The organism is Nocardia sp. CS682, from assembly GCF_004634405.1.
Classification (GTDB): Bacteria; Actinomycetota; Actinomycetes; order Mycobacteriales; family Mycobacteriaceae; genus Nocardia; species Nocardia ninae.
On sequence record NZ_CP029710.1, the window covers coordinates 8,713,945 to 8,738,075 of the forward strand.

Genomic DNA, 24,131 nt, shown 5'->3' on the forward strand with positions numbered 1-24,131 from the left:
CCTACAGGTTGCCGACGATGTGTTCGAGGCGCTGGGCGACGAGCTCGCGGGCCTTCTCGCGCAGCGCCGGGCGGTAGCCGCTGGGGTAGACGGGATCGCCGGGCGCGTAGTCCTTGAGAACCTCCTTGGCGAGGGTGATCTTGTGCACCTCGGTGGGGCCGTCGGCGATCGCCATCACCTCGGCGTAGTTCATCATGTCCACGAAGGGCAGGTCGGTGCTGACGCCGATCGCGCCGTGCAGATGCAGTGCGCGCTGGGCGATGTCGTGCATCACCTTGGGCATGGCCACCTTGATGGCGGCAATGTCCTTGCGCACCTTCAGATAGTCCTGTTCCTTGTCGATCCGCCACGCGGTGCGCAGGACCAGCAGGCGGAACTGCTCCATCTCGATCCAGCTGTCCGCGATGCGTTCCTGGGTCATCTGCAGGCCGGCCAGCGGGCCCTTGCGCATCGGGCGGGAGACGGCGCGTTCGGCCATCATGTCGAAGGCCTTGCGCACCAACGCGACCGTGCGCATGGCGTGGTGCACGCGGCCGCCGCCGAGGCGGGTCTGCGCGACGATGAAGCCCTGGCCTTCGGCGCCGAGTAGATGGTCGGCGGGGACCCGGACATCGGTGAAGCGCAGGTGGCCCTCGTGCTCGCTGAACCCGTGCACGTGGAAGTTCTTGACGATCTCCAGGCCGGGGGTGTCGGCGGGCACGATGAACATCGACATGCCCTGGTACGGGCTGACTTCGGTGTTGGTGACCACCATGACGATGTGGAAGCTGGCGAACTGGGCGTTGGAGTTGAACCACTTCTCGCCGTTGATCACCCAGTGGTCGCCGTCGCGCACGGCGCGCGTCTTGAACGTCGTCGGGTCCGAGCCGCCGGTGGGTTCGGTCATGACATAACAGGAGCCGATCTCGCCGGCCAGCAGCGGCTCCAGGTATTTCGCCTTCTGCTCCGCGGTGCCGTAGTGCGCGAGAATCTCGGCGTTACCGGAATCCGGTGCCTGGCAACCGAATACCGACGGCGCCCAGAACGACGTGCCGAGTACCTCGTTGAGCAGCGCTAGTTTCATCTGCCCGTAGCCCTGGCCGCCGAGCTCAGGGCCGAGGTGGCAGGCCCACAGTCCCTGTTCCTTGACCTGTTCCTTGAGCGGGCGCATCAGCGCCATCGCCTCTTTGTCGGTGCGGTCGTAGGGGTTCGGGTAGAGCAGGTCGAGCGGCTCCACCTCGGTGCGGACGAACTCCGCCGCCCAGTCCAGCTTCTGCTGGAAGTCCGGGTCGGTCTCGAAATCCCAAGCCATGGTCAGCCTTTCGTGTGGTTGTCGGACGTGCTCACCACGCCGTCGAGGAAGGTGGTCGCGAGAATCTCGGCGATCTCGGCGGGGGAGTGCTCGCCGTGCGGCCGATACCAGAAGGTCACCATGTTCAGCATGCCGAGCACGCTGTTGGTGACCACGTGGTCGTCGGTGCGCAACAGTCCGGCGGCGTGGCCCGCGTCGATCACCCGCTGCCAGCAGTGCTGTACCCGGTCGCGGAGTTCTTGTAGCTGCGCACCGCGTTCACCGCTCAGCGCGGTGACATCGCGCAGCTGGATCGCGACCTCGCGGCGGTGATCGATGATCAGGCCGACGTGGCTGTGGATCAGCTTGCGCAGCTTGGTGATCGGGTCGTCGGCGCTCGCGGTGATGCGTTCGGCGTCGACCAGCATCAGCTGAATGTAGTCGTGCAGGATCTGCCAGAGCAGTTCCTCTTTGGAGCCGATGTGGTAGTACAGCGCGCCGCGCTGCACGTCGGCGCGGTCGCCGATCTCGGCGACCCCGGTGCCGTGGAATCCCTTCTCCGCAAACAGTTCTACTGCGGCACGCACGATGCGTTGACGGGTGTCACCCGCCGTCGATTCGGCCGCGGGCGGGCGGCCGCGACGGCGGGTCGGCGCGACATCGGGTATCCGGGTCATGGGCTCGCCACCGCGCTCGGTCGCGTCCGCTGCCGGCGCGAGGACAGGGGCATCGCATTCCCCCGCGTGGAGCGCGATGCGGTGGTCATCGGGCAGGGTCCAGCACGACCTTGCTCACTCCGTCCGCGCGCTCGGCGAACAAGCGGTAGGCGTCCGCGCCCTCGGACATCGGAAGCGGATGGGTGACAACGGCTTCCGGGCGCAACCGGCCCGCCGCAGTGAGCTTCAGCAAGGTGGGTAGCTCGTACTGGATCGAGCACAGGCCGATATGGAACTCGAGCTCCTTGACCTGGGCCAGCGGCATATGGAAGGGGTAGGCCCGGTTCTGGCTGACACCGATGACGCTGACCCGGCCGCGATGGCCGACCGCGCTGGTGGCCAGCTTGATGGTGGCGTCGGCGCCGACGGCTTCGATCGCGACATCGGCGCCGCCGTCGAGCATGTCGCGGATCGCGAGCTTGGGGTCCTCGGCCTCGATCGGCTCGGCGCCGAGTTCGGCGGCCTGCTTGCGGCGCTCGGGGATCAGATCGACGCCGAGCACCCGCGAGGCACCCATCGCGAACGCCGACTGGATCGCCATCAACCCGACCGGGCCGAGGCCGATCACCACGACGGTCTCGCCGGGCGCGATGCGCGCACGCCGGGCCCCGTACCACGCGGTGGGCGCGTTGTCGGTGAGCACCACCGCGGCGGCGTCGCTGACTTCCTCGGGCAGCCGCACCAGGTTTCCGTCGGCGTGCGGGACGGCGAGCAGCTCGGCCTGTCCGCCGGGCAGCGCGCCACCGAGCCCGTAGCAGGCATCGATCGCCAAAGGCGTGCGCTCGCAGGCGGCCACGATGCCGACCCGGCACTTGGCGCAGCGGTCGCATCCGGCTGACGCGGCCACCAGCACCCGGTCGCCGACCGAGAGACGACGCACCTCAGGGCCGAGTTCGACGATCTCGCCGACGGCTTCGTGGCCGACGGTGTAACCGGTCGTGTCGGTGAAGCCGTGCCCGCCGTAGATGTGCAGGTCGCTGCCGCAGATGCCGGTCGCGGTGACCCGGATGATCGCGCTGTCCGGCGCGGTGAGGGTGGGGTCGGGCACGTCGGAGTACGAGATCTGCCGCGGGCCTTGGTAAGTCAGTGCTTTCATCGCCAACCGCCGTCCAGTGCGAGGGTGGCGCCGGTGCAGAAGGCAGCGGCGTCCGTGGCGAAGAATATTGCGGCGCCCACGATCTCGTGTGGTTGACCGACTCGTTGCTGGGCGTTGAGAGTGTCGAGGTGCGTGCGCATCTCGTCGGTCCAGGCCTTCGAGATGTCCGTGGCGAAGGCGCCGCACTGAATCGTGTTGACCCGCACGGTCGGTCCGAAGCTCTGCGCGAGACCCGCGGTGAGCGTGTTCAATCCGGCCTTCGCGGCGGCATAGGGCAGCGCGAACGGTGCAGGCCGGACCGCCTCGATCGAGGAGATGTTGATGATCGACCCGCCGCCGTCGGCCGCCATTCGGGTGCCGATGAGCGAGGAGAGCCGGAACGGCCCTTTGAGGTTCACACCGATCACCTTGTCGAACAGCGCCTCCGAGACCTGATCCAGGCTCGGGTAGAGGGGGGAGAGGCCCGCGTTGTTCACCAGCACGTCGACCCGGCCGAATTCGGCGTACACCGTCTCCACCAGTGCGTCGCACTGCGCCCAGTCGCTGACATTGCACGCCACCGGCAGCGCACGCCGTCCGTGGGTGGTGCGGACCTCCTCGGCCAGTGCCACACAACTGTCGAGTTTCCGGCTGGCGATCACCACGTCCGCACCCGCCGCGGCGAACGCCAGCACCATCTCTTTGCCGAGGCCACGACTCCCGCCGGTCACCACGACGACCTTGTCCCTGAGCGACACGCACACTCCCGCCAGATCAGAAAATGTTCCGATCAGTACATTAAATCCCGGCGGCGATACAATCAAGGGGCTGTCCGGCCGACCGCCGACACCCCACGACGCGCCGACTGATCGATCCCCTCACGATCGGCGTGCCGAAATTCCCACGGCGAGAGGCCGTGTTCGACCCGGTACGGGGTGTTATCACTACCCACGGGTAACATGGATGCGTCTTTCCCACCCGGCTTTCTCAGAAGTGAGGCAGTAGATGACAGAGCGGATTCAGGTCGGCGGGCTTCAGGTGGCCAGCGTTCTCCACGAGTTCATCGAGAACCAGGCGCTCCCCGGAACCGGCGTAGATTCCGCCGCGTTCTGGGCCGGAGCCGAGCAGGTCATCAACGATCTCGCACCGCGCAATCGCGCGCTGCTCGCCGAACGCGACGAGATCCAAGGCAAGGTCGACGCCTGGCACGCCGAGCACCCCGGCGCGAACTACGACAAGGCCGCCTACAAGAGCTTCCTGAGCGAAATCGGCTACCTGCGCCCCGAACCCGCCGATTTCCAGATCGCCACCCAGAACGTGGACACCGAGATCGCCACCACCGCGGGCCCGCAGCTCGTGGTGCCGGTGATGAACGCCCGCTTCGCGATCAACGCCGCCAACGCGCGCTGGGGCTCGCTCTACGACGCGCTCTACGGCACCGACGCCATCTCCGAGGCCAACGGCGCGGAGAAGGGCAAGAGCTACAACAAGGTTCGCGGCGACAAGGTCATCGAGTGGGCCCGCAACTTCCTCGACGACTCCGCGACCCTGATCACCGGCTCGCACGTCGGCTCGACCTCCTACAAGATCGTCGACGGTGAGCTCGAGGTCGGCCTGGAAGACGGCACCGAGATCGGCCTCGCCGATCCGTCGCAGCTCGTCGGCTACCTCGGCGACCCGGCCGCGCCGACCGCAGTGTTGTTGAAGCACAACGGTTTGCACATCGAGATCCAGATCGATCCCGAGTCGCCCGTCGGCAGCACCGACACCGCGGGCGTCAAGGATCTGGTGCTCGAGTCCGCGATCACCACGATCATGGACTTCGAGGACTCGGTGGCGGCGGTGGACGCCGAGGACAAGGTCCTCTGCTACCGCAACTGGCTCGGCCTGATGAAGGGCGATCTCGCCGAGCAGGTGAGCAAGGGCGACAAGACCTTCACCCGCACCATGAACCCCGACCGCGTCTACACCGCGCTCGACGGCAGCGAGCTCGTGCTGCACGGTCGTTCGCTGCTGTTCGTGCGCAACGTCGGTCACCTGATGACCAGCGACGCCATCCTCGACGCCGAGGGCAACGAGGTGCCCGAAGGCATCATGGACGGCCTGGTCACCTCGCTCGTCGCCACCCACTCGCTGCGTGGCGACACCGAGCTGAAGAACAGCCGCACCGGCTCGGTCTACATCGTGAAGCCGAAGATGCACGGCCCTGACGAGGTCGCGTTCACCAACGAACTGTTCGGCCGGATCGAGGACGTGCTCGGCCTGCCGCGCCACACCCTCAAGGTCGGCATCATGGACGAGGAACGCCGCACCACGGTGAACCTCAAGGCCTGCATCCAGGCCGCCGCCGACCGCGTCGTGTTCATCAACACCGGCTTCCTCGACCGCACCGGCGACGAGATCCACACCTCCATGGAGGCCGGGCCGATGGTCCGCAAGGCCGACATGAAGGCCCAGCAGTGGATCAAGTCCTACGAGGACTGGAACGTCGACACCGGCCTGGCCACCGGGCTGCCCGGCAAGGCGCAGATCGGCAAGGGCATGTGGGCGATGCCGGATCTGATGCACGACATGCTCGAGCAGAAGATCGGCCACCCGAAGGCGGGCGCCAACACCGCGTGGGTGCCCTCGCCCACCGCCGCCACCCTGCACGTCACGCACTACCACCAGGTGAACGTGCTGGAGCGGCAGCAGGAGATCATCAAGGGCGGCCCGCGCGCGAGCGTCGACCAGATCCTGGAGATCCCGCTGGCCGCGGCGCCGAACTGGTCCGCCGAGGAGAAGCAGCAGGAACTCGACAACAACTCCCAGTCCATCCTCGGCTACGTGGTGCGCTGGATCGACCAGGGCGTCGGCTGCTCCAAGGTCCCCGACATCGAAGACGTCGCCCTCATGGAAGACCGTGCCACCCTGCGCATTTCGAGCCAGCTGATGGCGAACTGGCTGCGCCACGGCATCGTCACCGCCGACGAGGTGGTGGCCAGCCTGGAGCGGATGGCACCGGTGGTGGACCGGCAGAACGACGGCGATCCGAACTACCGTCCGCTGTCGCCGGACTTCGCGGGCAGCATCGCCTTCCAGGCGGCCAAGGAACTGATCCTCGAGGGCACCAAGCAGCCCAACGGGTACACCGAGCCGATTCTGCATCGGCGTCGGCGGGAGGCCAAGGAAGCTTGTAAGTGAGTGATGTTCAGTGATTGAAAAGTAGCTCGTATCAGCTCTTTTCGTCTCGAGGCCCCGCACCGGAAACGTCCGGCGCGGGGCCTCTTCAATGCGGCGCAAACAGGTAGGGCGGTAACACATACGGTGGAGAAACGGCGCCAGATGCCCTGGCCGGATACTCGAATCCACCACGACCGCCCACTTTGCTCCGCAACAGCAAGTCCATCGGTGTCCTGACCGACCTCGTCTCCCGTGGCGCATCTCATCGGCCTTTACCAGCGGCAGCAGGCGCGTCCGCTGGTGGTTCAGAATCAACGAAGCCAGCCGTACCTCATCCCGGATGGATGCGAGCTCGAGTTGGTGAGGCGGGCCAGCGTTCGAGGCCGTCGCCTGCCAGCTGCCAACCTCGGCCCAATCGCGAACCCGTCGCTTCCGTTCCGACGTTGACCCACTTGGGAAGCAGGCGTTCCGCTCCCATGGGTGGTAAATCGGCACGGGGTCGATGGATGCCGGTTGGATAAGCTCAATCGAGGGTGTCAGGGAGTAGCGACCGGGCGTGGAGATGTACATGGTGAAGTCCATCGCGGAGCTGACGTTCGGTGGCGACTTCGATCCCGAGCAGTTCCGGCAACTCGTGGCGGGACTCGGCGGAGAGCGGGACGACGTTTACTGGGATGTCGTAATGCAGCGAGGTGACTCCGTCGTCTGGATCGACATCCTGCCTGCCGTTCCCGGACGAATGAGTCACTTCGACGTGGTCGAGCGGCTGCTTGGATCGGAGCCATGTTACCGGGTTATGCTGCACGGCTCCTCGAACGGTGCGTCGGAATGGCTTATCGCGGAAGTCGTTGTCGCGGCGTCGGAAAAGTGGAAACTGGTCTTGCTGGGATTCGACGAGCAACCGATCACGATGGCCGAACTCGACAAACGCATCGCGCGGCGAACCGAAGGTCTGCTGTGGTCCCGCCGTGGACGGTGAGCATGAACGCAACGTCCGCAGTCTTAGCTCCGGCATAGGACGTTCTACACAATCTATTGATGCAATCCACCGATCCGGCGCGGGTGAAAAAGCCTCCCTCACAGTCAGCTTCCTGTTCGGGGTGGGGACTGTGTCGGTACCCCGGCGCACCATGGGGTCCATGGATGCGCACGACACCATCAACGCGGCCAACGCCGAAGCGGCACGCACCGCTGGATGGCCGGAACTCACCGGAACCGACAAGCAGCTCGGCTGGGCCACCACTGCCCGCGCGAACAAGGTGCGCGAGTTCGAAACCATGCAGATGCGCAGCGCCGAGAAGGATTGGTGGCGGAAGGTTCTGCTGCGTGAGTTGCTCGCCGGCGCCTGGATCGACAACCGCTACGGCCCCTGGCAAGCGCTGGCGATCATCAACCTCAACGAAGAGGAGCGCGCCGATCTCTTGGCTGGGCGATTCGCAAACCGCTAGGCACCCACCCCTACACCATCAATTGGGAGACGCGCTCTAGCCGCACCTCTCCTCTCCGCGCGTGACCCAGCAGGACGTAAGGACGTTGCCGTTGGCCTCCAAGAGCCTGACCTGCACCCGCGCGGCTCCACCTGCCACGTCTGCCTTGAGCGGGATCTCCCGATGAACGGGCCCCGTGCACGTGGCGCTCATACTGTTGACGTCCAAACGCGCGCCGGAGGTATCGTGCGTGCTAGCCCATCCCCGGCGGCAACCGGTGCTCAGGCCTCGGAGGTTGCCGGCGACGATGGCCGACCGGTTGTAGAACTCGACCGTGCCACGGAAGTAGGTCGCACCGAAGGTGAGGTCGAACGAGGCCTGATCGTCGGCAGCGGCGTTGGGCGCCCCAGTCAGAGTCAAACCCGCGAGCGTAGCCAGGACCGCAGTCGCTCTCTTTGATGTCCGTAGGTTACGTGTACTCAAGATAACCCCCATGTTTTTCAAAACAGTTGTTGAGAAACACTTTCAACCCTGAGTATGAATCGACATGTGGCACTTCGCCGGAGCTTCAGGGTTCCTGCCGTCACCGCTCAACCATGCTGGTACAGACCGCCGAACGGGTTATCTCTTGACGCTGCACCGGCTACGGCATTCGCGGTTGACGCACGCGGCCGAGGAGCGCGCGTCGACACCGGTGTTGCGTAGCCCGTTGGTAGAGGTCGGGTTTCGTGTTCAGCAGCGTGTACGCGCGGGTGACGGTTGGCATGGCTACCGATGGAGAGGGTCGGGATGTCGGAGGTTCAAGGTTGGCGCCTTCGCCGGTGACAGGTTCGCTTCGGTCGTCTGTTGTCTTGCACCAGCGTTCATGGGCGGACTAGCGGGTCATCCCCGCGGCCCGGCCGATGGCCTCCCAGGACTGGCTGAGCAGTCGGGCATGTACCACGTGGTCACTGCGTTGTCGCCCGACGCCGACCCCGACTCCTGCGAGCGCGGCATCGCCGTGCGCCGGCGCGCGCACGCGATTCAGCTACAACCCACCACTCGGAGGAAGTCGCGGCTTATCGTCACCTCCGCGGCGGAAGAAGCGGCGCAGTTCGCGGATGATGTGGACCCGATGTTCGGCTGGCACGCCCTTCAGCGCATAAATGAAGATGGTTGTGCCGCTGATGGTTCCGACGAAGCCGGTAGAGAAGATCGCGGTGTTTACGTCCATTAGAGGGATAGTCCTCTCTATCTGATCGAGCGAGGGCGCGGGCCATCCTCGGCTCGACCACCTCGGCGGCCGCACCCTGATCACCGCGATCGCCGCCAAATGATCTAACCGATGAGTTTCGCGGCCCGGTGTCGTCTACTTGCGTATGGGAATAGTGACTGCGAACTTGGCCATCTCGCTCGACGGCTTCACCGCCGGGCCGGGGCAGACCGCCGAGCAACCATTCGGAACAGGCGCGGAGGCGCTGACGGCGTGGATGTTCGAGACCGAACAGCCGGGGCGGGAGCAGGACGCCAAGCTCCTGGCCGACCTGCACAGCGGGACGGGCGCACACATCATGGGCCGCAACATGTTCGGGCCAGGCCGCGGGGAGTGGGATCTGGACTGGACCGGCTGGTGGGGTCCGGAACCGCCGTACCATTCACCGGTTTTCGTCCTCACCCACCACCAGCGGGACCCCTTGCCGATGGATGGTGGCACCACCTTCTTCTTCGTCAACGACGGCATCGAATCCGCACTGGCTCAGGCTCGTGCCGCCGCGGGGGACAAGGACATCGAGATTGCCGGCGGCGCGGCCGCGGTCCGGCAGTACCTCGCCGCCGGGTTGCTCGACGAACTGGTGCTGCACCTGGTGCCTGTGGTCATGGGCTCCGGTGAACGGCTTCTGGAAGGGCTGTCGGGCATCGACATGGAACCGGTCGAAACCATCGCCTCGCCGACGGTGACCCACCTGCGCTTCCGCATCCGCTCAGGAAGCTAGGCGATGCAGAGCCAGGATCGCCGCGTCGTCGGTGACTCCGGGACCCAGCGAATCGAGCAGCTCTCGCACCGTACTGGCCGTGTCGGTAGCCGACACCGGGGCCACACCGCGCGCGAATTCGAGCAGCGCGGCTTCGCCGTGATACCCCTCGTCGGTGTTGGGGGATGGCCGCCTGAGGCGATGGTGACTGTGAGCCGAGGAACCCGTGAGGCTGAACTGCCCGTAAAAACGGTGCAGAACCGCGCCGCACCCGGCTGGGCGGCGCGCACCATCACCGTATTGCGATGGGCCAGTACCGGTTCGGAAAGGGGGCATCGACGCTGCCGTGCGCAACGCGTACCGAATCAGCGATGTCATGGTGGCGGCTTCGACACCCTTGTCGCACACATCGTGCGCGCCAGAATGAATATCCGGTAATGCGCGAGAAGCGCGCGTTCGACGGTATATCGCCTGTCCTGGGGGCATGAGGATTCGACGGATCTTGTCCGGCGGCAGGACCGGATCCAGATCGGTTGTCCGACAATGGCGTCCGGCTCGGCGATCCAATGCACCCAGTAGCCGAGAAGCGCGCGTTCACGTGAACGCGCGCTACTGCCGACGAGCGAGCATCTGTAATGAGGACCAGTACTTGGCGATATGCCAGGCGAAGGGCCATGAAGAAACGGCAGCGCATGGTGGTCGGCATCGGCGCCCCGTTGGCATCGCCCGTTCGAAAAGTGTTCGATCACTTGGCCGCCCGTCCCCTCGGTGGAGAACATGATGGTCGCGGCTCTGCCGAAGGGAAGATGACGGATGCTACCGAAATCGACGGTGTCCAGGGTGATCCGGCGGGAGCGCTCGGCGATTGTGGCCGCCACGCTGTATGGGGTCTTGGTCGTTTGTGTCGGGTATCTTCTTCCGTCGGACTCAGGTCCGCTCGTGGTCCTGGTTTTCGCTATCGCAGGCTCGATCGTTGGTCTCATCGCCAACGTTGTCCCCCGATGGAAGCAGGTGACGCCAGGTTGGCTGCTGGTGTTCATCCTCACCCTCGCCTCGTTCACCTGCTGCATTGTCGTGGTGCTGGTTCTCATCAGCGATTCGTGAGGTCCCCCTGAGTGGCAGATTGCTGGAGCGCCGGTCCGGCCATCCCTCAGAATGTCCGCATCTGCCGCGACCCGCGCGTCTGAACCCGGCCAGCGCGAACCCGTGGAAGATCAACGGGCCATGCGACTTCCGGCCGCTGAGCATGCGCGCTCATGTCGAAAACAGGACGGGCAAGGTCAAGCCGGAGTATTCGAACGAACGTCCTCAATTGCCTCGGAGGTCGGGCCGACGGCTGGGGTCGATCGTCAGTGTCACGTACAGCGGTGCGTCAATCGTGTCCGTTGGCGTGCCTGGGGTGATGTCGCCGAGGTCGATCCATCCTTGCCCGGGGTTGTTGACGATGCTGACCTGACCAGCCTGCCCGTGTACTACTCCGGAAAGTTCGGTGCGTTTGCCCAGCAGTGTGAGCCGCGAATCCGATAGGTCGACCGTCAGTCGATCGCCACGTCCGGGCACCACAGGCCCGAATATGGTCGGCGGCCCGATGAGGTCAACTGTTCGGGAGGCCCGCTCGAGTCCGTCACGATACGCAGTGAGAACCTCGGCCGATGGTTCCTCGCATGACCGTAACCGGATCCCCATCAGAGCACCACATATGTTTCGCACCGGGGCGCCGACTGCCTGTTCCTGTTCAAATGCGCCGGTGTCCGGGAATCGTTCGACGGCAGTCATTCTCGTATATTCCATTGTGCCGCGCATTGGGATCAGGGCCGGGCCGGAGAGCTGATAGAGCATCGACTCCTGGTACACGGTGACGATGTCTGCCACGATCGCCGGAACCACAGAGCCCTGATTGTGCCACGACACGCCCAGCCGGAGCGGCAGCCCACGAGGTTCCCCGTACTTCGGGTCCCACCGAGCGGAGAAGTTGGTGAATCGCACCAACTCCAAGTCGCGATCCCAGTCCAGTATGGGCGGCGCGAGAAACCGCCCACCCGCCTCGTCCGGCAACGCCGTTACACCCGCGCGAAGCGAACCGCCTTCGGCCGGGACTTCTCCGCAGCAGCCGTACTCCCATGACTCGACAGAGCCGTAGACCAATTCCGCAGCAACGGATTTCGCGATCATCATCGACATCGGGAGATAGACAACACGACGCGACGGTCGCGGATCCCAATGCACCCCAAGTGAATCGTACCGCGCCTCCGGTCAGAGGCTTCAGCTGCCTGCCTGGGCCAGGTGGGCTCGCATAGGTTCAGCTGATGGATCGGCGCTCGCCCATGGTGCTGTATCGAGATCAGGAACCTGTCGGTCCGATTGTCAGTTACTGGCCGGGTAGGGCTTTGGGCACCTGAGATTGTCGACGATGACTTGCACTCAACGTGCTGACTTCAGTCAGCGAGAGTGAGCGGCAATGCCGCGTGGCGCGCGGTTCGAACGTTTCTGCGGCCGCTCGCCGAACCCGACATGCCCTCCCAGCGCTTCCCTGGCTTTAAGACACCTTCGCTCGGCAAACCTGACCGAAGTCCCTTCGCTCCGGTCTCGGTCAAAGACTCTTCCCGGTCTGGTGGAGGCGTCGTCGCAACTCGGGCTCCCAGACGCGCTGGTCGGAAACGTCACGTTGCCTATTATGTTTTCCACGATGGATCAGAAGGATCAGAACTGCGGTAATAAGGATCGACACAGCAGACCACACAAAGATGACCAAAAGTATGATGTTCATATTCCTCGATTGCATCAGGTAATTCGATTCTCGGCGATGTCGAAGACTAGAGGCCTAGACTCACTCGCGACATGTACGCCGCATCGAAAGAGCAGCGCTTATCCTGGCTGCGACTCCCGTCCGGGACGGAGCCGTTCTCCAAACGGGCTCCAGCCTGAGGAAAGGCGTTGTCAGGGAACGTTCTCGAATTGGGCGGTCCAGGTGGTGTAGAAGGTCATGCCCTGGCAGCGGGCGTCGGTGTCGGCCTTCAGGATCACGGCGTCGATCATTCGGTATTGGTAATTGGTTTCGTTCTTGGCGAGTGTCGGTAGGTGGGGGTCGGCGCCGACGGTGGACAGTTCGATTTGGTCGTGGCAGTAGGGCTTGTCGGCGGGGTCGGCGACGGTGTCGATCACGACGTCGTTTGCGCGGATGGGCAGCAGTTTGGCTTGTACGTCGGCGTTCGGGTTGGACAGGCTGAGGGTGATATACGCTTTTTCGCCGGGTAGCAGGACGCCGATATGTGCGCCGACCACGGTGGCGTGCGACTCGGCGGGGTCCGACCCGCCGCCCGCGGCGCTGCTCTGCACAGACGCCGCGAGAGCGAAGCCTGCGATGCCAGCGATACCGAAGATTGCGCCGGCCGCTGTGGTGCCGACTGTGCGTCTGATTTTCCCAGGGATACCCATGGCGGTTCTTTCATCGGGTGCGTCGTGCGGCGGGGGCCAAACGGGGGGTAAGCCGTGCCCGTTCGGTGGGCCGGGCCGCTTGGGTACGACAACCCCGAGGCCGAGGCCGCGGGGTTGTCGTGGTCGGTGATTAGCGGACGGCCTGGAATTGTGCGGTCCAGGTGGTGTGGTAGGTCATGGCCTGGCAGCGGATGTCGGTGTCGTCCTTCAGCATTACGGCGTCGGTCAGTTTGTAGGGGAAGTTGGCTTCGCTGACCGCGAGGGTGGGCAGGAGCGGGTCCGCGCCGGCGGCGGACAGGGTGATCTGGTCGCGGCAGTAGCTCATGTCCGCGGAGTTGGCGACGGAGTCGACGACGACTTCGCCCGCGGCGATGGACACCAGTTTGACCTTGACGTTGGTGTTCGGGTTGGACAGTGTCAGGGTGACGTAGGCCTTTTCACCGGGCAGGAGGACCCCGGTTTGCGCGCCGGTCACCGTGGCGGGTGCCATGGCTTCGGCCGAGCCTCCGACGCCGCCGGAGCTGCTGTCTTGGACGAACGCGGCGAAGGCGATGCCGGCCACGCCCAACATTGCGCCGATAGCGGTGACGGCGGCGAGGGCTTTGATTCTGTTGGTGATACGCATGGAGATTCTCCTTCTAGCGGGTGGAAATCGTGCGGCCGGTCGGCAGCAGGTTGATGGGTAGTGGTTCCGGTTGAGGAGCCTGGCGGTGGCAGTGGGCCGGGTGTGCTCGGCCGTCAGGGACTGGTCGGGGGTTTCGGCTCGCTGACGCTGGATGGCTCCACCTCGGGTGTGGTGGCGGTCGTGACCGGCGTGGTCGTCGTCGTTACCGGCGTGGCTGGTGTTGTCGTGATGGGCGAAATGGTGGTCGTCGTTTCCGGAGTGGTCGGGACAGGCGATGTTGTGGTCGTCTGGATCGGTGTGGTCGCCGTCGGTGCCGCGGTGGTGGATTGGATAGCGGTGGGTGCCCACGTGCCGGTGGTGCCCTCGATCGAGATCGCGGTGTTCATGCCGGGCCCGGCGGTTGCCACGCTGACCGCGAATCCCGCGACGGCGAGTTCGGCGGCAACGATCAATGCGATGATCGTGGTATGTCGCACTGTGCGTCGGCCGACGATGCCCTTCAGGGTCGGGTTTGCGGAGATTTCCGCCGTTCTGGAAGCCCGCACTGCGGGCTCACAATTGTTCTCCTGACCCGATTTGGGCATCATTGGACTGTTCTTCCTATGAATTCTGGACCGAGTCGTTCTGACTGTCCGACGAGTAGTTGAGACTCTGTACCCGCAATGCTGATGGGGCACCGAATCTGTTGTGCGGCAATACCTTACAGTTCCACGCTAACCGGTGCCGGAGTTGGCGAATTGCCTCTTGGCGTCTCGGTGGTAGCCGAGCGGGTGGATTTTGTGCCGTCACTATGAACGTCGACCGCGAATCCCGCCTTGTTACGAGTTATTGAATAACAGCGCCGAAGCGTTACCGGCGATCGAAATCGCGCGGAGAACGGCCGCGATGCTGCCCGAAGAAAATGGCGGGGTAGCTCATGGGCTCCGGCTCGGCGTGCGGGTCTGCGTGCGGATGGACGATTCCGATGGCTTGTCGAAGTGGGACTCAGAGAGATGCTTGACACCGAGATCTCCTGAGCCGTAAGGAGATCCGGGTGAGTCGACCTACCGTTGAGCGTGAGGTGCGTCGATGTCCGGCGGCCGTACAACATGCCAAGGGAGTCTGCGACAACCTGGCGATGACCTGCTGGTATTTCCAGATCGGCCAGGTTTACGACACGTGGGTGCAGCGCTACGACGCCGGGGTCGATGGCCTGCGTGACCGACTAAAGGGACCTCGGGGTAGAAGTGGTCTGGGCCCGTTGCCGTCCCCAACGAAATCGCTGACGCCGGAAGCGCTATCCTGCCTATTTCTGAAAATGTAATGTGAAAATCGAGAATCCGCCTGTCATGGCGCGCACACCCGTGTCTCGGGTCAAGAACCCGGCGGGGTTGATCGGCGGGAGGGGTTGGCCGTCGACCGGGGTGACTGACTGTGCCGCGGACACGCGGTAGCCACTGAGCGCGTGGTCGGCGGGATAACTCTGTCGGTCGTCGAGCATTGGGCGCAGGTGCGGGAGCTGAGGACGCTTCCCGCTCGGGTTGTCAGCGGTGCGGTGATTGGATCCGCCCGCCGATCTGCGCACCGCCGAGCCGATCCAGGTGGTGGGCAGGTCAATCAGACACTCCCGCACCGAACGCTATGACCGCGTCGGTCCAGGAGTGCAGGGCTCTATCGGCGGAGGTGGGTCTCGGCGAAGGCGAGGCCGTCCTCGGTGGCTGTGGCGAGGATGCTCATGTGGTCTTGGTCCGGGTAGTGGCGGTAGGTGAGGGGGTTGGCGTGGGCGGTGAGTTCGGCGGCGAGTAGGTCGGTGGTGACCGGGAACACGGCGGTGTCGGCCAAGCCTTGGGCGACGAATACCGGGCGCTGGTAGCCGGTCAGCGGGATCTCGAAGGTGGTGGCGGCGACGGTGGGGAAATCGCCGACTGCCAAGGGTTTGGTGAGCATCTGCCCGAAACCGATAGTGCCGACCCGCTCGGCCATCGGGTCCAGGCACAGGCGTGCGGTGTCGGCGAGGACCTGCTTGCCGATGGGGGTGAGGTAGCTGTCCAGATCGAAGTCCGGGCGAGCCACGGTCAGCGCGCGGAGGCCGTAGGCGGCGTAGGCGGTGACCTCGCCGGGGGTCAATGATGCGGGAGTGGCGGGATTGCCGAAGGCGAGCAGTTGTTCGGTGAAATGATTGGCCGGGGCGTAGGCGATCGTTGCGCGCAAATCCAGGTCGGGTGCGTAGTCGGCGGCCACTGCTCTTGGGGTGGCCCAGTGCCCATCGCGGTTCTGTTAGAAGTTTGTGCAGCTCAGTGACTTTCGCGGTGACTCTGGCAACTCGCAACAGTTGTGGTGCACGTGTTTCGGGACTGAACTCGTCCATGCGCATCGGCCTCACTGACCTCGAGCCGTCATTTGGGCCAGCCCACTTCGGTGATGGTGCGGTCGGTGCGGATGCCTCGGAAGCTGGAGGCGGTGATCGCGGTGACCGTGCGTGACCTGCGGCGGCGGAGTGAATAGCGGTTCCCCACCGTTGGACCTGTCGGGTCCGTCGAAGCGCTCGGGACCGATAGTCTGCGGGAATGACCGTACGGGGTTGGGCGCGAATGAGCGCGGGAGTGCTACTGATCACAGGCAGTGTGTTCGCCGGTGCCTGTGCCGAGCAGCGCTCGGACATCCCGGCCGACCCGGTCGCGGGTGTGCAACTGGAGACGCCGAACTGGCAGCCGTGCGGCCAAAACGGCGCCGAATGCGCCTCGCTGCCGGTGCCGCTGGATTGGGCGGCGCCGAACGGCGAGCGGATCACCCTCGCCTTGGCCCGCTTGCGTGCGCGGAACGCGGACCAGCGCGTCGGTTCGGTGTTCTTCAATCCGGGCGGCCCCGGCGGCGCGCCAGTGGCTTTGGCTCGGGACTACGCCCACCTTCTTCCAGCCGAACTGCGCGACCGATTCGACATCATCAGCATGGATCCGCGCGGCGTGGGCGAGAGCCGTCCGGCGATCACCTGTCCGATCCCGCCGGTCAGTCAGAAGGTGACCCAATTCCCTTCCAGCGCCGATGAATTCGATGCCTTGTTCGCCTACAACCGCACCGTCGGCACCGCCTGCCGCGAGGCCACCGGTTCGCTGGCCGAGCACGTCGACTCCGTCAGTACCGCGCGTGACATCGAGGCGGTCCGCCGCGCACTCGGCGGCGAAAAGCTCAACTGGCTCGGCCTGTCCTACGGAACTCTGCTCGGCGCGACCTACGCGCACCTGTACCCGGACCAGTTGCGGGCCGCTGTCCTGGACGGACCGGTCGATCACACGACCTCCGCCGGCCAGTTCTTCCTCGACGAATCCCGCAGCGCCGAAGACTCCTTCACCGGTTTCGCCGAATGGTGCCGCACCGACGCCACCTGCCCGCTGACCGGGCGGGACGTCGCCGCCGACTACCGAGGGCTGCTCGACCGCGCCGCCCAACAGCCGGTGCCGGCCAAGGACGACCCCGCCGGGATGACCGCCGAACAGATCGGCATGGGCGCCTACGGCATGCTGACCATCCGCGCCGCGTGGCCCGGACTGGCGCAGGCGATCGCCGACGCCACCGCGCCGACACCGGACGCCGCAGGCTTCAAGGGCGACGAAAGCGCCAAGCCCGCTTACCGCACGATCATCTGCCATGACTTCCCCAGCAGCACAAGCGATTTCAACGACCTGGCCGCCCGTCTCGACACCGCGAGGCGTGCCGCCCCCAACACCCGCGGCTACGTCGAGGGCGCGGACGTGCAAGCCGGTTGCCTCGGCTGGCCCATCGCCGCCGCCTATCCACCCGCCCCGTTCGAGGTGCGCGGCGCTCCGCCGATCATGATCGTGGCAGGCAAACACGACCCCGCCACCCCGCTGCCGTGGGGCGAGGCCCTGAACCGCCAGATCCACGGCTCCTTCCTCGTGACCTGGGACGGCTACGGCCACACCGCCCTGCTCAACGACCCCGACACCACCCGCCGCGCGATCGCATACCTCGTCGATCCGACCCAGCGGTAGGCGCAACTACCGCTCAACTGGTCAGATGGGGCGTCCGAATCGCACCGACTGGAAATCCGAGTTCTCTCCGCGCGTTCCGGGTGGGAAGAGCTCGCCGAATGTTCCGCTGCAATTCTCCGGCCTGCAGCCATTGTCGGTGTACCAGTCCGACACCCAGCACCAGCTGACCGCAGCTGCGGGGACTCACTAATTGCGCAGTCATCCGCCGGCTGCACACACACGAACAACATGCCTCGATCCGCGGCCAGCTGTCCGAGCACTCGCCACCGATGCCCGGTCGGCTCACACGCCACCGTCACACCAGCGAACCCCGCCGCGGCGTCGCGTTGCCCAGCCCAGTCCAACGCGACACCCATATCCAAGGCTCGGCACCGGAACGTCTTGCGGGCCAGGACTTTCGGGTCGTGGTCACAGACCTCGACCATCTGTTTGCGGGCGGCCAGAGCGATCCCGACTATCGCATTCCGGACCGGCACCAACGCCCGAAGGCTGCTCATCCGCGTGTTGCGGTTGCGATCACCCCGGGACACACCGCCACCGTTGCTCATGGAACGTCCCTAAGTTTGTAGGTGTCTGGGGTTGGTGCCCTGGATGCCCAGAGCGGTGGGGTGTAGCTGATGGTTCGTTGCAGCTGTTGTGGCTTCGGAGGAATGGCTGCCCCGCAGCGCTGGGCGCTCCGGCCACTTATCGAGATCTGATGTGAGTCGTCGCTGGTTAGGGACCTGATGGCGGGGTTGTCCACGGGCCTGTGCTGTGTTGACAGGAGTGTGAGAGTGGCTTTGCGCCAACGGATCTGGATCGGCATCGATGTCGGTGAGGCCACCCATCACGCCTGCGTAATGGACGAGACCGGCAAAGTGTGCTGGTCGGGTAAGTTCGGCAACGATCAGAAGGCGACCGAGTCGGTGATCAAAAGACGTTTCCGCAAGCACCCGTCGGCGTCGGGATCATCGAGTCCCTGCCCGGCATGGGGCCTCATCTGGGGACTGAATTCCTGGTGAGCACCGGCGGCGACGCCATCGCCGAGTTCGCCACCGCGGGCCTGCTGGCGTCCTACGCCGGGCTGGTGCCCGTGCCACGCGATTCCGGCCCTATCAGCGGCAACCTGCACCGCCCCAAACGCTGCAGCAACATTGCTTGGATGGGTCCACGGCAGGCCGGAGAAGTCGTCGCTGCCTGGATCCGCAACACATAGGACCTCAGCTATCCAAGCTGGCTTCAGCTAGGGCGAATGAGCGGTAATGCCGCCTATCGCGCGATGTCGCACGACCGCTCCGGAATATCCCTCGCCGGTGCGTCTCAAATGGTGTGGCGGTGGGGTCCAACTGCCGGATAAGGTGCGCTGGTTCTGTTGGTGATCGTGGTGAGGTGCGCAGTGGTTCGGGATGAAGAGGTGCCGGTCACCGTGCTGTGGCGCCCGACCGGTCCGGAGGAGCTCGCGCTGGTTCGCCAGTCCGGCTGGCGCGCTTGGCCTCCCAGACTCCCTGAACAGCCGATCTTTTATCCGGTCCTCAACGAGGACTACGCGATTAACATCGCGCGTGACTGGAATGTCGCCCACCACGGAGTGGGCTATGTGACTCGCTTCCGGGTTGCCAAGGACTTCCTCGGGCGCTATCCGGTTCAGCAAGTGGGCGGGAAGACCATTCTGGAGCTATGGGTGCCAGCCGAAGAGTTGGAGGAGTTCAACGCTCACCTGGTCGGCCCGATCGAGGTCGTACACGAGTTCCGGTGATGGAGACTCATCTCCAGATCGGCTGGCCTGCATCATGTTTGATGCAGCGGCGCGCGCTCATGGCGATGTGCGTGTGATTGCGGGGCCGCCGGCTTATATGGAGGAATTGTCCGTCGGTGGCTGGTCGTAGAAAATCCGCTCGAGCGTCTCTCGGAGTGGTCGATCCAACGGCCTCCCGCCGGTGTCGAATCCTGGTGCCGGATTGTCGGCGAACCCACCGATCTGCTCGCTCTGGCCGTCCGCTGTCGTGGCCCAGACCTCGGTGTCGGCGGGACGCCAGATGACCACCGTGTCGGGATAGTGAGTCAGTTCGGCCAGCATGGAATCCGGCCCGCGGAACGTCAGGCCAATCTTGCCCGCCGCCGGGAACTCATACGTCATCGCTTCCGGCTCGACGATGATCGAGAATTGATGGCTGTCGAGTGGGGCTGTGACAGCCAATCGGAACTCCATCTGCCAATCATGCCCGACATCCAAGCAATTCGGCTGTTCAGTTCGTATCGTCGCGGTCCATAGGCAAGGGCAGGACGGGATACTGCCGTGTGCTGTGCTTTACCTCGGTCAGAGAACGCTCACATGGTTTCCGTAATGACCGTTCAGAGCGTCCTTTGCGGCGTCGGCGATGATCTGGCGGCTGTCTTTCGAGCATCGGCTGAGAAACCCACGCACGCGAGGCCCGGACCAACCAGCTGCCGCGACCGCCGGCCAGTAAGGCAGGGACTTATGGTTGAGATCGCGGAAGTTTGCCTCGGCGTAGTCGAGGACGTCGTCGACCGCGGTGTCGGGGAAGTTCAGTCGCAGCATCGCCACCGCGCGCAGCGCGCCGTCAGCGAGAAGTTCGACATCTTGCTGCAGGCACCACAAGGCAGGAGCCGGGTCGTTGTCGACCTCACGACCCAGGCGGACAATGGCGTCGCCAAGGGCAACGTTGACCACAGTTGCCGAGCGAGGTTGCAGCGCCAGTCCTTTCAACAGTTCGACATCGCCACGGCCACCAGTCATCCCCAGTGCCATGATCAATTGGTACTGGGTCTCCCAGGTGCGCTTGTCCAGCACTTCACGTTCGACCGCGGTGCGAACTTCGGTCGCTGTCGTCGGGTCCGCGAGCACGCGCAGCCGTTTGGCTCCTCGTCGCCGCCGCGCCGAGAGCGAGTCCGTCAGTAGCGCCAATGCCTCATCTCGCGACAGCGTCATCCAGCTCTGCCTAACCGTGTTCCCACATCGTTGATCCATCGCATAGTTCCACACCGGATGACAGGGACGCGTTCAACTTCCAATGCGGACATCCGCACATGCCGCGACCCGCGCGGTTCGACGAGGACCAGCGCGGGCGTGCGGAAGATCAACGGGCAGAGATCATCTCAGCGTCGGCAATGCCCGCACATGCCGATTATGTGCTGTTCGTGGTTTTGGGGCGGTGTGGACGGCGGGTACTTCTGCGGCGTCGGTCTCGGCCGTAGAATGTGAGTGAATGGATTCCGTTGAGGTGGGTCCGTTTTCCGTGGCATCGGCCCGTTCCCTGGCCCCCGGTCGGTCCGTTGCCTACTCGAGTTCGACGGTGTGTGCAGTGATCGACCGATGCGGTAGCTCCGGTGACGGAGCGGTCGGGTCGATACAGCGCTGTACGACCACGCGGGTGGGTGGTGACCAGAGGATGTGGATCGGATTCGGATGGGTACTGACGGGGCTCGACGCAGAGGCGGACGCGAGCCGGGTGCGAGCCGAACGGCGTGAGCACCAGGTGCGGGTGTGGACGGTATCGGTCGTGATAAGCGGCGAGCGGGATACCCCCGCTTCGGCGGGGGCGGTGGTGGCCGCGGATCTGGAGTTGGCGGCCGAGCAGATGTGCGCGCACCTCGACCCGGACTTGATCGGCCACGGCGGCTGGTATCTGCTCGCCACGCGTGACACCGCGGGCGCGGGGAAGCCGAGACCGGGAACCGCGGCGCAGTTGGTGGCGCCGCTGAGCTGCGAGCCCAGTACTGGAGCGGTGATTCACGGCCGCTGGACCGTCGCCGACGAGCAGACGATGGAGTCGAGGTAATGGGCGAGACAGACATGCTCGCGGTGCGGTTCATGACGGCGTTGCACGAGGTCGAGGCCGAGCCGGGTGATCGTCGCGGCGCGGGTTTGCTGTGCGCGGCGTGTGTGCGGCTGCTGCCGGTCGAGCACGCGGCGATCATGGTCAGCACGGGCAACCCCGACGGCGGGGAGGGGTGGGAGATGCTGGGCGCGTCGGACCCGGACGCGCTGGGCTGGGCGCAGATACAGGCCGCCGCGGGGGAAGGCCCTGGCCCGGCTGCTTTCGAACTCGACGGGCCGATGCTGGTCCCCGATCTCGGGGCCACGCTCGCCGCGGGCCGGTGGCCGCTGCTGGCGGCGTCCGGGCAGGGGCAGCGCAGGGGCGGGGTGTTCGCGTTCCCGCTGCACCGCGGCGCTATCCGGGTCGGGACTCTCGACCTCTACGCCGATGCCCCGACTGTGTTGCGCGGCACCGGGTTCGCCGCCGCGGTCGAATTGGCGGATCTGATCACGGTGGTGTTGCTGGCCGCGATCCGCACCCCGCATGTGCGGTTGGAGACCGCACTCGGCGGCCTCGAGAACAACCACGGCAACGATCTCAACGGGCTCGGACAGTGGTGGGAGACAGCGGTTTCGACACGTGAGATCCATCAGGCCACCGGGATAGTGGCGATCCAGCTGGGTGTCGACATCGCGACCGCCTACGCCCGGCTGATCGGGCATGCGCTCACCGCCGGGCGCCCGATCGCCGAGCTCGCTACCGACGTTGTGGCGCACCGGGTTTCGTTCAGCCCCGATGACACGGTTGAGCCGGGCCGGTCGCAAACCTAGAATCGAAGGGACACTGGATACGCGGCTGCGTGGAGGTGGGGCGGCCATGCCCACGCGAGAGCGGGTTCTGATCAAGGCGTTCGTGCATCTGTCTGATTCCCTGATCGCCGACTACGATCCGGTCGAAATAGCTCAGGACATGGTCGAGACCCTCGCCGACGTTCTGCCCTGCACCGCCGCCGGCGTGCTTGTGGCCGACCACCTGAACCAGCTGCAGCTGCTGGCCGCCACCAGCGAACAAGACGACCTGCTCGAGTTGCTGCCCGTCCCGCCCACTGAAATCGGGCCGAGCCGCACCGCCTTCGCCGAGGGCCGCCAGGTCCTGTTGCCCGATCTTGCCGCCGATCCCCAACGCTGGCCCGGATTCGCCGCCCGCGCCCGCGCTCGCGGTTGGGCCTCGGCGTATGTGCTGCCGATGCGATTACGCGACGAGCGCGTCGGCGTGGTCAAGGTGTTCTGCCCGACCCCGGAGGGGCTCAACGACGACGACATCGCCGCCACCCAGGCACTGGCCGACGTCGCGACCATCGGCATGCTGCACGCGCGCGTGCTCGCCGACACCCTGACCGTCTCGGCGCAACTACACCGGGCGCTCAACAGCCGCATCCTCATCGAGCAAGCCAAAGGCATGCTCAGCGAACAAACCCATCTCGACATGGACACCACCTTCGCCGCGTTACGCGCCTACGCCCGCGCCACCGGCACCCGCCTGGTTCATCTAGCCCGCGCCGTCACCGACCGCACCGCCGACACCGACGCCATCCTCGCCCACATCCCCCAACCACACCCCTAGCGGGCGCCAGGGCAATCGGACTCGCCCGCAACCGATTTGGATCCAGCACTTCGACCGGCTCAAGATCCCTCCACCCACCAGAGCTCCAATCGTCGCCCCTTCACGAAATCCCGCCGCGGTACCACGGATCGAGACATCCGGTAGTGCCGCATCCCGCGCGTTGGTCCGCCGCCCAAATCTGCTGGCCAACATGGCTTCCCAATGCGCGCTCATGCCGATTTCAAGGTAGCGACGACGACCCATATCGCACGATTTCACACAGGCTGGGCCGGGCTATCCGCTTGCGGACCGCGTGCGTCGCACGCGAATGATCGGACGGTGCCACCGTGGCCCGGCGGAGCTGAAATCGGTGGCACATCCAAAGGCTCGGCGGTGCCGAATACATGGCAGCTGCCATGTCGAGCCGGGCCGGTAGCACGACCTTTCAAGGAGAACCGTGAGGATACGCGCGTCCGCGCTGACTATGGCTTGCCTGTCCGCGCTGCTGGTCTCTGGCATCGCTACGCCTCGCATGGCACATGCTGAGGAGAGTGTGGCCAGCAGAGTTCAAGTATTGGAGCAAGAAGAGTTCAAGGCAAACATTGGCCGATGGGCGAAGGTGGTGGGTGCACTCTGCGACGGCATTATCAATCCATCAAAGGGTGAGTCCGAAAAGAACGCGGCGAGAGAACGCCTCGAAGACGACGTGATCGAAAAGTATGACCAGGGGTATCGATTGAGCCCGCTGAAGTTTTCCACAGATCCGGTTGATGCCGCCCGTGCCGATGTAATGACTGTTCTTACCATAACGGAAGCGCACGGCAAAAAAGAGAATCGGTCGTACACCAAGAGGAAAGTGGACTTCACACCGCCCACCGGATTCACGCAAGGGGATACTCTCCGCTATTTCTGGTTTCTGTTTTGCAGTGTCTCGGATTTCAAGTCGCAATATAATGACGCCCTCTCGGTCTTCACGGAAATGTATGGAAAGACTTTGCAACCCGGCTACGACGACGATGAAAAGATTCGCGAGCTGTACGATAAAAAGTTGGAAGATATGGAAAGTGCAATGAGGGAAGCTGGGCTGATGTAGCCGAGCGACTAGCTCGGATGGTGATTA

24 protein-coding genes and 1 pseudogene are annotated in these 24,131 nt (G+C 64.9%); 14 read left to right on the forward strand and 11 right to left on the reverse strand.

What is annotated here, in order from left to right; all coding sequences use genetic code 11:
• Position 1: 1 nt before the first annotated feature.
• The 4 genes from DMB37_RS39400 to DMB37_RS39415 form a co-directional block, all read right to left on the reverse strand.
• Positions 2 to 1,291 (reverse strand): acyl-CoA dehydrogenase family protein, encoded by a 1,290-nt coding sequence (locus tag DMB37_RS39400; protein ID WP_135237076.1) that lies wholly within the window; start codon positions 1,289 to 1,291, stop codon positions 2 to 4.
• A 2-nt stretch (positions 1,292 to 1,293) separates the two neighbouring features.
• Entirely contained in the window at positions 1,294 to 1,938 is a 645-nt protein-coding gene (locus DMB37_RS39405) for a TetR/AcrR family transcriptional regulator (RefSeq protein ID WP_370465441.1), read from the reverse strand.
• Between the two features lie 94 nt (positions 1,939 to 2,032).
• Positions 2,033 to 3,082, reverse strand: a complete 1,050-nt coding sequence (locus tag DMB37_RS39410; RefSeq protein WP_135237078.1) for an alcohol dehydrogenase catalytic domain-containing protein — start codon at positions 3,080 to 3,082, stop codon at positions 2,033 to 2,035.
• Positions 3,079 to 3,819 (reverse strand): SDR family NAD(P)-dependent oxidoreductase, encoded by a 741-nt coding sequence (locus DMB37_RS39415; protein ID WP_135237079.1) that lies wholly within the window; start codon positions 3,817 to 3,819, stop codon positions 3,079 to 3,081. Before DMB37_RS39415 ends, DMB37_RS39410 begins: the two co-directional genes overlap by 4 nt.
• Positions 3,820 to 4,066: 247 nt before the next feature.
• Between DMB37_RS39415 and DMB37_RS39420 the strand changes: the two genes are divergently transcribed.
• From DMB37_RS39420 to DMB37_RS39430, 3 genes are all read left to right on the forward strand, one after another.
• A complete protein-coding gene (locus DMB37_RS39420; protein WP_135237080.1) occupies positions 4,067 to 6,244 on the forward strand; it encodes a malate synthase G in 2,178 nt (725 codons plus the stop codon).
• A 547-nt stretch (positions 6,245 to 6,791) separates the two neighbouring features.
• The gene (locus DMB37_RS39425; protein ID WP_167769084.1) at positions 6,792 to 7,202 is read left to right on the forward strand and encodes a hypothetical protein; all 411 of its coding nucleotides are present in this window, start codon (positions 6,792 to 6,794) and stop codon (positions 7,200 to 7,202) included.
• 160 nt (positions 7,203 to 7,362) lie between these two features.
• The gene (locus DMB37_RS39430) at positions 7,363 to 7,671 is read left to right on the forward strand and encodes a hypothetical protein (protein ID WP_135237082.1); all 309 of its coding nucleotides are present in this window, start codon (positions 7,363 to 7,365) and stop codon (positions 7,669 to 7,671) included.
• 36 nt (positions 7,672 to 7,707) lie between these two features.
• Here DMB37_RS39430 and DMB37_RS39435 read toward each other — a convergent pair whose 3' ends face one another.
• Entirely contained in the window at positions 7,708 to 8,070 is a 363-nt protein-coding gene (locus DMB37_RS39435; protein ID WP_135237083.1) for a hypothetical protein, read from the reverse strand.
• 514 nt (positions 8,071 to 8,584) lie between these two features.
• On the opposite strand from DMB37_RS39435, the gene DMB37_RS40885 reads away from it, so the two are divergent.
• From DMB37_RS40885 to DMB37_RS39450, 3 genes are all read left to right on the forward strand, one after another.
• Positions 8,585 to 8,866 (forward strand): hypothetical protein, encoded by a 282-nt coding sequence (locus tag DMB37_RS40885; RefSeq protein WP_167769085.1) that lies wholly within the window; start codon positions 8,585 to 8,587, stop codon positions 8,864 to 8,866.
• A 142-nt stretch (positions 8,867 to 9,008) separates the two neighbouring features.
• Positions 9,009 to 9,623: a dihydrofolate reductase family protein gene (locus DMB37_RS39445; protein WP_135237084.1), complete on the forward strand. Its 615-nt coding sequence runs from the start codon at positions 9,009 to 9,011 to the stop codon at positions 9,621 to 9,623.
• A gap of 792 nt (positions 9,624 to 10,415) precedes the next feature.
• Positions 10,416 to 10,706, forward strand: a complete 291-nt coding sequence (locus tag DMB37_RS39450; RefSeq protein WP_135237085.1) for a hypothetical protein — start codon at positions 10,416 to 10,418, stop codon at positions 10,704 to 10,706.
• A 204-nt stretch (positions 10,707 to 10,910) separates the two neighbouring features.
• Here DMB37_RS39450 and DMB37_RS39455 read toward each other — a convergent pair whose 3' ends face one another.
• The 3 genes from DMB37_RS39455 to DMB37_RS39465 form a co-directional block, all read right to left on the reverse strand.
• Positions 10,911 to 11,783: a hypothetical protein gene (locus DMB37_RS39455; RefSeq protein WP_135237086.1), complete on the reverse strand. Its 873-nt coding sequence runs from the start codon at positions 11,781 to 11,783 to the stop codon at positions 10,911 to 10,913.
• A 756-nt stretch (positions 11,784 to 12,539) separates the two neighbouring features.
• The gene (locus tag DMB37_RS39460; RefSeq protein WP_135237087.1) at positions 12,540 to 12,938 is read right to left on the reverse strand and encodes a hypothetical protein; all 399 of its coding nucleotides are present in this window, start codon (positions 12,936 to 12,938) and stop codon (positions 12,540 to 12,542) included.
• A gap of 229 nt (positions 12,939 to 13,167) precedes the next feature.
• A complete protein-coding gene (locus DMB37_RS39465) occupies positions 13,168 to 13,662 on the reverse strand; it encodes a hypothetical protein (protein ID WP_135237088.1) in 495 nt (164 codons plus the stop codon).
• A gap of 180 nt (positions 13,663 to 13,842) precedes the next feature.
• Here DMB37_RS39465 and DMB37_RS39470 point away from each other — a divergent pair, with 180 nt between their 5' ends.
• A complete protein-coding gene (locus DMB37_RS39470; protein WP_167768657.1) occupies positions 13,843 to 14,232 on the forward strand; it encodes a hypothetical protein in 390 nt (129 codons plus the stop codon).
• 1,080 nt (positions 14,233 to 15,312) lie between these two features.
• Here the strand turns inward: DMB37_RS39470 and DMB37_RS39475 are convergent.
• A complete protein-coding gene (locus DMB37_RS39475) occupies positions 15,313 to 15,882 on the reverse strand; it encodes a hypothetical protein (RefSeq protein ID WP_135237090.1) in 570 nt (189 codons plus the stop codon).
• Positions 15,883 to 16,208: 326 nt separating this feature from the next.
• Between DMB37_RS39475 and DMB37_RS39480 the strand changes: the two genes are divergently transcribed.
• From DMB37_RS39480 to DMB37_RS39490, 3 genes and pseudogenes are all read left to right on the forward strand, one after another.
• Positions 16,209 to 17,651: an alpha/beta fold hydrolase gene (locus DMB37_RS39480; RefSeq protein ID WP_135237091.1), complete on the forward strand. Its 1,443-nt coding sequence runs from the start codon at positions 16,209 to 16,211 to the stop codon at positions 17,649 to 17,651.
• Positions 17,652 to 18,565: 914 nt separating this feature from the next.
• A pseudogene (locus DMB37_RS39485) lies at positions 18,566 to 18,774 on the forward strand (transposase); the annotation flags it as partial.
• Positions 18,775 to 19,026: 252 nt separating this feature from the next.
• Complete coding sequence (locus tag DMB37_RS39490; protein WP_240771694.1) at positions 19,027 to 19,386, forward strand: ADP-ribosylation/crystallin J1; 360 nt, start codon at positions 19,027 to 19,029, stop codon at positions 19,384 to 19,386.
• A gap of 93 nt (positions 19,387 to 19,479) precedes the next feature.
• Here the strand turns inward: DMB37_RS39490 and DMB37_RS39495 are convergent, their stop codons facing one another.
• Together DMB37_RS39495 and DMB37_RS39500 are read right to left on the reverse strand one after the other, a co-directional pair.
• Positions 19,480 to 19,827 (reverse strand): hypothetical protein, encoded by a 348-nt coding sequence (locus DMB37_RS39495; RefSeq protein ID WP_135235308.1) that lies wholly within the window; start codon positions 19,825 to 19,827, stop codon positions 19,480 to 19,482.
• A gap of 120 nt (positions 19,828 to 19,947) precedes the next feature.
• The gene (locus tag DMB37_RS39500; protein ID WP_135235307.1) at positions 19,948 to 20,580 is read right to left on the reverse strand and encodes a HEAT repeat domain-containing protein; all 633 of its coding nucleotides are present in this window, start codon (positions 20,578 to 20,580) and stop codon (positions 19,948 to 19,950) included.
• Positions 20,581 to 21,040: 460 nt separating this feature from the next.
• Here DMB37_RS39500 and DMB37_RS39505 point away from each other — a divergent pair, with 460 nt between their 5' ends.
• The 4 genes from DMB37_RS39505 to DMB37_RS39520 all read left to right on the forward strand — a co-directional run bounded on the left by DMB37_RS39505 (position 21,041) and on the right by DMB37_RS39520 (position 24,104).
• A complete protein-coding gene (locus DMB37_RS39505) occupies positions 21,041 to 21,430 on the forward strand; it encodes a hypothetical protein (RefSeq protein ID WP_135237092.1) in 390 nt (129 codons plus the stop codon).
• Entirely contained in the window at positions 21,430 to 22,239 is an 810-nt protein-coding gene (locus DMB37_RS39510) for an ANTAR domain-containing protein (protein WP_135237093.1), read from the forward strand. Before DMB37_RS39505 ends, DMB37_RS39510 begins: the two co-directional genes overlap by 1 nt.
• A gap of 46 nt (positions 22,240 to 22,285) precedes the next feature.
• Positions 22,286 to 23,032 (forward strand): GAF and ANTAR domain-containing protein, encoded by a 747-nt coding sequence (locus tag DMB37_RS39515; protein ID WP_167769086.1) that lies wholly within the window; start codon positions 22,286 to 22,288, stop codon positions 23,030 to 23,032.
• Positions 23,033 to 23,468: 436 nt separating this feature from the next.
• Complete coding sequence (locus DMB37_RS39520; RefSeq protein ID WP_135237095.1) at positions 23,469 to 24,104, forward strand: hypothetical protein; 636 nt, start codon at positions 23,469 to 23,471, stop codon at positions 24,102 to 24,104.
• Positions 24,105 to 24,131: the final 27 nt, after the last annotated feature.